This window comes from Parolsenella sp., assembly GCF_982402205.1.
Genome location: NZ_CEVYAT010000046.1, coordinates 1 through 10,151, shown reverse-complemented (window position 1 = coordinate 10,151; position 10,151 = coordinate 1). Strand labels below are relative to the sequence as shown.

The window sequence follows — 10,151 nt, the reverse complement described above, 5'->3', positions numbered from 1 at the left end:
CTCGTGCCGAGCCCCAAGGTCGCCACGTACGACCTCAAGCCCGAGATGAGCGCTCCCGAGGTCACCGAGAAGCTGGTCGAGGCCATCAATGAGGACCGCGCCGACTTCTACATCGTGAACTTCGCCAACTGCGATATGGTTGGCCACACGGGCGTGTTCGAGGCCGCCGTCAAGGCCGTCGAGGCCGTCGACACCGCGCTGTCCAAGGTTGTCCCGGCGATTCTCGCCAAGGGCGGCTTTGCGCTGATCACGGCCGACCACGGCAATGCCGACCACATGTTTGACGTGGTCAACGGTGAGAAGCACCCGTTCACGGCCCACACCACGAACCGCGTGCCCTTCATCGTGGCCGACCCGGCCGCCAAGCTCACGGGCATCGAGGACGGTCGCCTGTCCGACATCGCCCCGACGATGCTGACGCTCGCGGGCCTTGAGCCCTCCAAGCAGATGACGGGCCGCGTGCTCGCCACCGAGGAGTAGCCTCCGAGCTCCGTCTTTTGCTTCACCTTTAGGGCCGCTGCCGCTTGATTTGGTAGCGGCCCTATTCCATACAGCCTGGGGACAGAGGGACGGGTCTTTTGTCCCCGAGGCTAATGTGCCAACTTGTGCTATCCTCATCATTTGCATGAATGTAACTTCTCCCTAAAGGAGCAACTGTGGGTCCTCTCAACACGATCCTTCTGGTGGCTTGGGCCATCTCCGCCGTCGCCCTCATCGTCCTGGTGCTCATGCACTCCGGCAAGGGCACCGGCGTTTCCGACATGATCGCCTCTTCCATGTACAACGCCAACGCCGGCTCGGGCGTGTGGGAGAAGAACCTCGACCGCCTCACTGTCATCGCGGCCGTCATCTTCATGGTCACGATCGTCATCTTCATGCTCACCTACCCGCTGGGCACGGTCTCCTCGCTCGGCTAGTCGCCGCGGCACATATCGAACGCATGGGCGCGTCTCCCGCGGGGGAGGCGCGCCCTTTGTTTCTAGTCTGTTTCAAATTGCTTCCTTTACTGCGCTAAAGCGTCCGTTCAGGTTGCCGCCCACCATCCAATATCGGATAATCACATGACAAGTTTGCAAGCGGGGACTCTTGCCAAGCTCAGTTAGGCGCCGCGCGCGCCGGGCGGCTGCATAGACGCCGAGAAGGCCAGGACCTCCCCGCCCACATTCGAGATGCTCTGGAGCCCAGGCGCACGGGTCGCCTGACAGGGCATCGCAACATAGGGAGGCATTATGACCCAGCCTACGATGAACCGTCGCACGTTCGTGAAGGGTGGCCTGGCCGCCAGCGCCATGGCCGCGCTCGCCGCCTGCGGCAAGAAGGGCGGAGACACCAGTGCCGCTTCCGGCTCCGCCGCCGAGGGTGGCACTCTGAGCTACTACATCAACAACCCGAGCGCCATCGACCCGTATGACCTCGAGGAGGATCAGGGCATGATGGTGGGCTACCAGCTCTTTGACGCCCTCACCACCTATGACTTCACCAAGAACGAGCTCGTGGGTCTCGCCGCCGAGTCCTGGGACGTCAACGACGCCGCCGACGAGTTCACCTTCCACCTCGTGAAGGGCGCCAAGTTCCACGACGGCACCACCGTCACCTCCAAGTCCTTCAAGCAGGGCTGGGAGCGCATCCTGAACCCCAACACCTCCACAGAGCACGCCTCCGCGATCGGCTACCACCTCGCCATGGTCGACGGCTACTCCGAGCTCTCCGCCGGCGACGCCACCGAGCTCAAGGGCGTCACCTGCCCCGACGACGACACCCTCGTCGTGAAGCTCTCCCAGGCCTACGCCGACTTCCCCTACGTCTGCATGCACCCGGCGCTCTCGCCCGTGCCTGACTGCGCTCTCGAGGACTTCGACACGTTCTTCTTCGCCCCCGTGGGTAACGGCCCGTTCAAGATGGACGGCAAGTGGGAGGACGGCCAGCAGATCAACCTGGTCCGCTTCGACGACTACTCCTACGGCGAGAAGGCCAAGCTCGACGGCATTCACTTCAACATCCAGAAGGACGTCCAGACGGCCTACACCGAGTTCCAGGCCGGCAACCTCGACGTCGCCCAGGTGCCCACCACCCAGCTCAAGGACGCCATCTCCCAGTACGGCGAGTCCGAGGACGGCTACACGGCTACCACGGGCAAGGAGGTCCTGACGGGCGACGAGCTCTCCATCTACTACCTCATGCTCAACGTCAATGACGAGCAGCTCAAGGACAAGGACCTGCGTCACGCCCTGTCCCTGGCCATCAACCGTCAGGCCATCTGCGACACCGTCTTCGAGGGCACCCGCGAGCCGGCCGGCGGCATCGTCCCGCCCGGCATCAAGGGCTACGTCGAGAACGAGTGGGCCGACTCCCGCTATGACGTTGACGCCGCCAAGAAGATCCTGGACGAGAAGTACCCGGCCGATGCCAACGGCAAGCGCAACCTCTCCATTGCCCTGACCTACAACCTCGACGGTGACCACAAGGCCGTCATGGAGATGGTCATGGCCGACTGGAGCGCCCTGGGCATCGAGACCTCCTCGAACACTGCCGAGTGGGCCTCCATCCTCTCCAACACCTATCCCAACGCCGACTTCCAGGTCGGCCGTCTGGGCTGGATCGCCGACTACCCGATCATGGACAACTTCCTGTACCCGCTGTTCGTGACCGGTGGCGACAACAACTACGGCCAGTACTCCAACGCCGACGTCGACAAGGGCCTGCTCGAAGCCCGCGCCATCGCCTCCGATGACGACCGCGTCGCCAAGTACCAGGAGGTCGACAAGCTCATCGCCGAGGACATGCCGGTCATCCCGCTGTTCTACTACAAGCACCAGATGGTCTGCTCGCAGCGCGTCAAGTCCCTCTACATGGACCCGCAGAAGCTCTGCGACATGAGCACGGTCGAGCTGAGCGCCTAGATTTAGGCCTTGAGCTGGCACTTTGCTAGACACCCGCGGGCAAGCGCCCGCATACGGCAACGGGGCATCCTCCGAGGTGCCCCGTTGCCAGTAGGGGGTCCGCCCCGCGCAAGGGGCGCGTACCCGGACCCACGACAGGAGTTGTACGCATGGGAAAGTACATACTCAAGCGCGTCCTGCAGTTCATCCCCGTCTTCATTGGCGTGACGATGATTCTGTTCGCCATGAAGGCCATCGTGCCCGGCGACCCGGTGAAGATCATCACCGGCGGCAAGCAGGTAACGCCTGAGACCGAGTTGCAGATTCGCATCTCCAACGGGCTCATCGAGACGGACGAGAACAACAAGCCGATTTATGACGAGAACGGCGACACCATCCCGACGCCCCTCTGGAAGCAGTACCTCACCTACATGAACGACCTGCTCCATGGAGACCTCGGCACCTCGTACACGCGCAACCTCAAGGTTGCCGACATTCTCGCCGACAAGTACCCCAACACGGTGAAGCTGGCCATCGTCGCCATCCTCATCGAGGCGGTTGTCGGTATAGGCGCGGGCATGGTTTCCGCCATCAAGCGCTACTCGTTCTGGGACGTACTCGTGACGCTCGTTACGTCCGTCCTCGTGGCAATGCCTGCCTTCTGGCTCGGCATGCTGCTCCAGCTGTTCTTTGGTGTCTTCCTGAAGAACGCCACTGACGGCGCGCTTTACCTGCCCATCTCGGGTGCGGGCGGCTCCAACTCCGAGTTCGAGAGCTGGGTCCACTACATCCTGCCCGCCGTGACGCTCGCCGCGGTCTCCACGGCCTACACGGCGCGCATCATGCGCTCGCAGCTGCTCGAGGTGCTCAACCAAGACTACATCCGCACGGCGAAGGCCAAGGGCCTCTCCCGCAGCGCCATCATCTGGCACCACGCGCTCAAGAACGCACTCATCCCCGTCGTCACCTACATCGGCATCGACTTTGGCGGCATGCTCGCCGGCGCCATTCTCACGGAGACGGTCTTCAACTGGCCGGGCGTTGGCTATGAGATCTACCGTGCCGTGACCCAGCGTGATTGGCCCATCGTCCTGGGTGGCGTCACGGTCATCGTCATTGTCGTCATGGTAATCAACCTGCTCGTCGACATCAGCTACGCCTTCCTTGACCCGCGCATCCGCTTTGGCGCGCCCAAGGACGAGGGCTAGGGGAGGAGAGACATGACTGAGAACAACAAGCCACAGGCTTCTGACGACCAGCAGGAGCAGTCCGGCGCCTTCTCCGACGCCCTCAAGGCCTCGCGCGAGAAGGCCGACGCTGAGGAGGCGGCCGCTCCCACGCGCACGCTGTGGAGCGACGCCTGGAAGCGTCTCAAGAAGAACAAGCTCGCCGTCATCGGCGCCGCCTGGATCATCTTCGTGGTCCTCGTCGCGCTCACGGCAGACCTGTGGGCCCCGCAGCTGCTCGGCTCGCCCACCGACATCGACACCACCACGGTGGCCCAGAGCTCCAAGCTGCCGCCCTCGCTCGAGCACCCGTTCGGCACCGACGCCACGGGCCGCGACCAGCTCGTCCGCGTCATCTACGGCTCGCGCGTCTCGCTCACCGTCGGCGTCATCGCCACGCTCATCTCCACGGTCATCGGCCTGGTGATGGGTGCGCTCGCCGCGTTCTACGGTGGCTGGTTCGACACGATCATCATGCGCCTGGCCGATATGTTCCTGGCGATTCCCTACACGCTGTTTGTCATCACGATGCTCGCCGTCATGGGCCAGGGCATCCAGAACGTGTTCATCGCCATCGGCGTGCTCGGCTGGCCATCCATCGCCCGCGTGTTCCGCTCGGCGATCCTGTCGGTCAAGGAGAACGACTACGTGGATGCCGCGCGCGCCATGGGCGCGTCGGACCTGCGCATCATCGCACGCCATATCTTCCCCAACTCCGTGGCCTCCATCGTGGTCTACGCCACGATGAACATCGGCGGCGCCATCCTCACCGAGAGCGCCCTGTCCTACCTCGGCATGGGCGTCACGCCGCCCACGCCCTCCTGGGGCATCATGATTCAGGACGGCCAGACGTTCCTGCAGACGCAGCCGTGGCTCATGATCATGCCCGGCCTTGCAATCCTCTCGACGGTGCTCGCCTTCACCCTGCTCGGTGACGGCCTGCGCGATGCGCTCGACGTCAAGATGAAGGACGCGTGATGCTAGATGGCATTTGGTAAGAAGAAGGCAGTCGAGCCCGAGCTCGACCTCAAGAACCAGCCGGTTCCCGAGGGTAGCCACCTGCTCGAGGTCGACGACCTCAAGATGTACTTCCACACGGGCGACGGCGTGGTCAAGGCCGTCGACGGCGTGACCTACACGCTCGACCGCGGCGAGACCCTCGGCGTGGTGGGTGAGTCCGGTTCAGGCAAGTCCGTGACGGCCATGACGATCATGGGCCTCATTGAGATGCCCCCGGGCAAGATCGAGGGCGGAGACGTTCGCTACCGTGGCAAGTCCCTGCTCAAGATGAGCGAGCGCGAGATGCAGCAGATCCGCGGCAACGACATCGCCATGGTCTTCCAGGACCCGATGACGTCGCTGAACCCGGTTTACACCATCGGCCGCCAGCTCGGCGAGGGCCTGAGTCTGCACCGCGGCTACACCAAGGAGCAGGCCACCAAGCGCGCCATCGAGCTTCTCGACATGGTTGGCATCCCCAACCCCGAGCAGCGCGTCAAGGACTACCCGCACCAGTTCTCCGGCGGCATGCGCCAGCGCGTCATGATCGCCATGGCCCTTGCCTGCGACCCCGACATCCTCATCGCCGACGAGCCCACGACGGCCCTCGACGTGACAATCCAGGCGCAGATCATCGAGCTCATGAAGGAGATGCAGGAGAAGAACGGCAACGCGATCGTCATGATCACGCACGACCTTGGCGTCGTGGCCGACGTGGCCGACAAGATCATGGTCATGTACGCTGGCCGTCCCGTTGAGTTCGGTACCGCCGAGGAGATCTTCTACAACCCGATCCACCCCTACACCTGGGGCCTCGTGCGCTCCATCCCCGAGCAGGTCACCGACGAGAAGAAGCCGCTCACGCCCATCAAGGGCAACCCGCCCTCACTCGTGAACCTGCCGAAGGGCTGCTCGTTCGCTCCGCGCTGCCCGTACGCCACGGACAAGTGCCGCTCCGAGCGCCCCGAGACCTACACGACCGAGACCGGACACTACGCGCGCTGCCACTATTCTATGGACGCGGAGTTCGTTCGCAAGAACGCGCCCGCGAACTCGCGCACGCGCGCCGCGGCCGATGCCACGAAGGGAGGGGAGGCGTAAATGACCGAGCCCCTGCTTCACGTGGAGCACCTGTGCAAGGAGTTCCCCGTCGACTCGAGCGTCTTCTCGAAGGAGAAGAAGAGCGTCAAGGCCGTCGACGACATCAGCTTCGACATCTACCCCGGCGAGACGTTTGGCCTCGTGGGCGAGTCCGGCTGCGGCAAGTCCACGACGGGCCGCTGCATCATGCGCCTCACGCACCCCACGAGCGGCAAGGTCGTCTTTGACGGCCAGGACATGTCCGGGATGAACAAGAAGCAGCTCAAGGCTGTTCGCCACGACATGCAGTTCATCTTCCAGGACCCCTATGCGAGCCTGAACCCGCGCATGACCATCGGCGAGATCGTCTCCGAGCCGCTCGTCATCCACGGCGAGATGCCCGACAAGGCCCAGCGCATGGACTACGTGCGCGAGCTGCTCGACATCGTGGGCCTCAACCCCGAGCACATCAACCGCTACCCGCACGAGTTCTCCGGCGGCCAGCGCCAGCGCGTGGGCATCGCCCGCGCCTTCGCGCTCAAGCCCAAGCTCATCATCTGCGACGAGCCCGTCTCGGCGCTTGACGTCTCGATCCAGGCCCAGGTGCTCAACCTGCTGAAGGACCTCCAGAAGCAGTACGGCACCGCCTACCTGTTCATTGCCCACGACCTGTCCGTGGTGCAGCACATCTCAGACCGCGTGGCCGTGATGTACCTCGGCAACATGATGGAGGTCTCCGACTGGAAGAGCCTCTACGCCGAGCCGAACCACCCCTACACGCAGTCGCTTCTCTCGGCCGTGCCGATTCCCGACCCGGACGTGCAGCACTCGCGCAAGCGCATCATCCTCAAGGGCGACCCGCCCTCACCGATTAACCCGCCGAGCGGCTGCCGCTTCCACACGCGCTGCCCCATCGCGCAGGCGATCTGCTCCCAGGAGCGCCCGGAGCTGCGTGAGGTTGCGCCCTGCCACTTCTGCGCCTGCCACTTCGCGGCTGATCACCCCATCAAGGGCTCCTCGATCGAGCTGTAGCGTTTGTTTCGCCCCTTGTCGCGGTCTCGCGGCAAGGGGCGTTTTTTTGTTGCGTGCGGGCGCGTGGGCACTGGCACGTGGCGTGCGATGCGCGCGGGCGCGTGGGCGCTGGCGCGTGGCGTGCGTTGCGCGCTGGTGCGTGCGGATGATGCTTGGCGTGAGTGGGTCCTTCTTGGCCTATGGGTGCACGTAGATGAGCTTGGTGCGTCTATGGCTCGCGGACTCGGGCGGACGCTGCACGCAGATGGGCCTCGTGCGTTCTCTGCAGGCGGCTCCGCCTGGTTGCCGTACTTAAATCGGTGTGGTGTATCTCCCCGACCAATGCACTAGGCCGTTTAGCGTGCAGCTGGCTTCCTTCCGTCCAATGCACTACGCCTAATGACGTGCAGCGCCGTGCCTTTCATCTGGCGGAGAACGCACTACGCCAAAAGACGTGCAGCGCGCGTCGGCCCTACAACTTCCTGTCTACCAATGCGGGCGCCGAGGACGTGCTGGACCTATAGCGTTCTTCCTACCGTGACGGCCGCCGAGGAGAGGAACCTCAGCCAGAGCTTAAACTGCTGGTGCCGAATTGCCTCGAGCCGCTCCTCGTCATTCTCTGCGCGAGCGAAGAGCCTGTTGCGGATTCCCAGGGACCTACGCACCGTGTGGACGAACTTCTCGAAGGCAACGTAGTCCGTCGCCTGCTTTGTGGTGAGCGTGAAGTAGGGCATGCCGAGCGATGCCTGGAAGTCGTTTCTCCTCACGGTGTCCTTCTCGCGCTTCTTGGCGTCGAGGTGATGCGCGTCCGAGTCGTAGTCAATTGCGGCGTGAGCAAGCTCGCCTCCGCGCCTTCGGGCCGTTATGACCACGTCGGGTCGGCGAGCCTCACGTATGGCCCTGCCGTCTGCGCTCGTCTTCGTTTGAACCATTACGCTGCGATTCATCTCGACTATCCCGAGGGCATAGCCTCCCAGGTTGAGCGGGAGCGACAGGCTCATCGCCAGGCTCGATTCCCTGGGCGAGAGCGACCCGTTGGCAATGTGACGAAGAGCTCGCCGCGCTGCGGTCTTGCCTCGCATGGTGCCGGCGCGGTCAAGATAGTCGCCAAGCCTCTCGACCGAGGTGAGGGGCTTGTCGTTCTTCTCGCGCGTCATGACGTCGCCGTTCTCGCCCACCAGGCGGTATCCGGAGCAGAGCGCATAGCCAATGGCGATGAGGTCTACGAGCTCGTGTGAGCGGGCCATCTCGACAAAGAGCAGCTCGGGGGAGACGATGGCGAGTCCCTTGCATGCTCGGTCAAGCGAGATGAAAGACCCCGTGGGGAGGGGATCCTTGCCGATGTGCCCGACATAGCGCCCCGACTGGGGCCGCTTGCCGCGGCTTGCGACGAGCACGTCCATGGGCTGGCCCTCATCGAGTGCAAGCGCCGCAGCGATGAGCGGGGCGTCGCCGCGCGAGGGGGCGTGGTTTGGCAGTGAGGCGGCGCAACGACGTCCCAGGCCGCTGGCAAGGGGGTTGGGATTGGCGAGCAGCCAGCGCAGCGCCGTATCGTGCGAGATACAGGTGTCCATGGGCAGACGGTAACATCGCGCTGCCTTGGTGTCGATGGAATATCTTGACGAAATTGCATGGTGCAAAATTGGAACATCGCACGATAAAAACTGCTGGTAGATGGCGCCTAACACAAATCTGACAGTGGAGGATTGGAGAAGATGGCACTAGGGGAATTTGTGTCCCCGTAATCCTGTGGCCCAGAAGGGTCTCGTGCAGCCCAAAGCTTTGGGGACACTAATCGTTTCGAGTTATTAACAACGATGATGACCTGTCAGAAATCTAACAAGCGTCAGAGGCGTGCGGCACGGAGGGCTGTGCCATGGATGCGGCGCCCTCGGCGGGCCCGTTGCTCCGCTTCAATGGGGCGCGCGCCATGCTGCGGGGCGCACATGCTTGTCAACCACGAGGCCCTGTAGGCGTAGGCAGGACGCGCATGCCATGCTGCGCGGAAGTCGACGAGGTGTATTAGGGGAGCAGGGCGGCGAGTCCGGTGCTGCACCTATGGCGGGCAAGTGTATTAGGGGACGAGGACAGTGGGCCTGGTGCTGCACCCAAATCAGTCAAGTGTATTAGCGGACGAGAGTGGGCTGGAGACCGGGCTGCCCGTTTCTGGGGCAAGTGTATTAGGGGAGGGCAGTTGCCACGCGTGTGCTGCTCGCAAAACCGGAATGTGTATTAGCGGAGAGGGGCGAGCGGCCCAGGAGCAAAATGCACTAAGCCGATTTACGTGCAGCGGCGAGCCATCAAGCGATTGACGGATGCACTAGGCCCAGCCGCGTGCAGCCGAGGCTGCGGGGAGGGGCGTGCGGTCCGGAGTGGGTGCGGTTGGGGGCTGCAGCGACGAGCCATCCTCGCGTTGCCAAGAAGTACTCGTTAAAACCCCAGCTAGAGATACGACTTTGGCTAAATTGCAAGAAATTTTGAAATCGTGCTTGCACATCGCTAGGTTACCGGTGTATATTCTTTCACGCGCGAAAGCGCAACTGACAAGTCGGAGTGGCGGAATTGGCAGACGCGCTAGCTTGAGGTGCTAGTGACTGACTAAAAGGTCGTGCGGGTTCAAGTCCCGCCTCCGACACCAGCAAATACACGGGCCTTCGGGCCCGTTTTTGCTATCTAGGGGTAGTTCACGAGGGAAGGGGCCTTTCGTGGCTTCCGATGATTCCGGCCTCTCCGTAGCCACCAACAACGGCGCTTCGTCGTCCCTCTCGACCACGCGGGCCACCCGCCCCGCGCAGGCGGCCCTGTCACGCGTCGAGCGCGTGGGCGCCGCGGCCGTTCCCGGCGTGCTCGCCACCCTCATGGAGCTCACCTCCGACGCGGTGCTCACCCTCGACGCAAACGGCACCATCCTCACCGCCAACGCGCAGGCGGCCTTGCTCACCGAGCTCTCCCAAGA

At 63.4% G+C, this 10,151-nt stretch carries 8 protein-coding genes, 1 tRNA gene and 1 pseudogene; 9 read left to right on the top strand and 1 reads right to left on the bottom strand.

Features of this window, described 5'->3' with window-relative positions; genetic code table 11:
• From AC1VTH_RS04035 to AC1VTH_RS04005, 7 genes and pseudogenes are all read left to right on the top strand, one after another.
• Positions 1-480 (top strand): annotated as a pseudogene (locus AC1VTH_RS04035) (2,3-bisphosphoglycerate-independent phosphoglycerate mutase); the annotation flags it as partial.
• 176 nt (positions 481-656) lie between these two features.
• The gene (gene secG, locus AC1VTH_RS04030) at positions 657-917 is read left to right on the top strand and encodes a preprotein translocase subunit SecG (protein ID WP_481334827.1); all 261 of its coding nucleotides are present in this window, start codon (positions 657-659) and stop codon (positions 915-917) included.
• 312 nt (positions 918-1,229) lie between these two features.
• The gene (locus AC1VTH_RS04025) at positions 1,230-2,900 is read left to right on the top strand and encodes a peptide ABC transporter substrate-binding protein (protein ID WP_481334826.1); all 1,671 of its coding nucleotides are present in this window, start codon (positions 1,230-1,232) and stop codon (positions 2,898-2,900) included.
• A 149-nt stretch (positions 2,901-3,049) separates the two neighbouring features.
• Positions 3,050-4,087, top strand: coding sequence for an ABC transporter permease (locus AC1VTH_RS04020; protein ID WP_481334825.1), 1,038 nt, complete (start codon positions 3,050-3,052; stop codon positions 4,085-4,087).
• A gap of 12 nt (positions 4,088-4,099) precedes the next feature.
• Positions 4,100-5,083 carry an ABC transporter permease gene (locus tag AC1VTH_RS04015; RefSeq protein ID WP_481334824.1) on the top strand — a complete coding sequence of 328 codons (984 nt, stop codon included), beginning with the start codon at positions 4,100-4,102 and terminating at the stop codon, positions 5,081-5,083.
• A 6-nt stretch (positions 5,084-5,089) separates the two neighbouring features.
• The gene (locus tag AC1VTH_RS04010) at positions 5,090-6,205 is read left to right on the top strand and encodes an ABC transporter ATP-binding protein (protein ID WP_481334822.1); all 1,116 of its coding nucleotides are present in this window, start codon (positions 5,090-5,092) and stop codon (positions 6,203-6,205) included.
• Entirely contained in the window at positions 6,206-7,216 is a 1,011-nt protein-coding gene (locus tag AC1VTH_RS04005) for an ABC transporter ATP-binding protein (RefSeq protein WP_481334820.1), read from the top strand.
• A 497-nt stretch (positions 7,217-7,713) separates the two neighbouring features.
• On the opposite strand, the gene AC1VTH_RS04000 is transcribed toward AC1VTH_RS04005, so the two are convergent.
• Entirely contained in the window at positions 7,714-8,769 is a 1,056-nt protein-coding gene (locus AC1VTH_RS04000) for a hypothetical protein (RefSeq protein ID WP_481334819.1), read from the bottom strand.
• 973 nt (positions 8,770-9,742) lie between these two features.
• Between AC1VTH_RS04000 and AC1VTH_RS03995 the strand changes: the two genes are divergently transcribed.
• Positions 9,743-9,833 (top strand) — tRNA-Leu (locus tag AC1VTH_RS03995).
• A gap of 67 nt (positions 9,834-9,900) precedes the next feature.
• A partial coding sequence (locus AC1VTH_RS03990) for a hypothetical protein (protein WP_481334818.1) occupies positions 9,901-10,151 on the top strand: 251 nt, incomplete at its 3' end.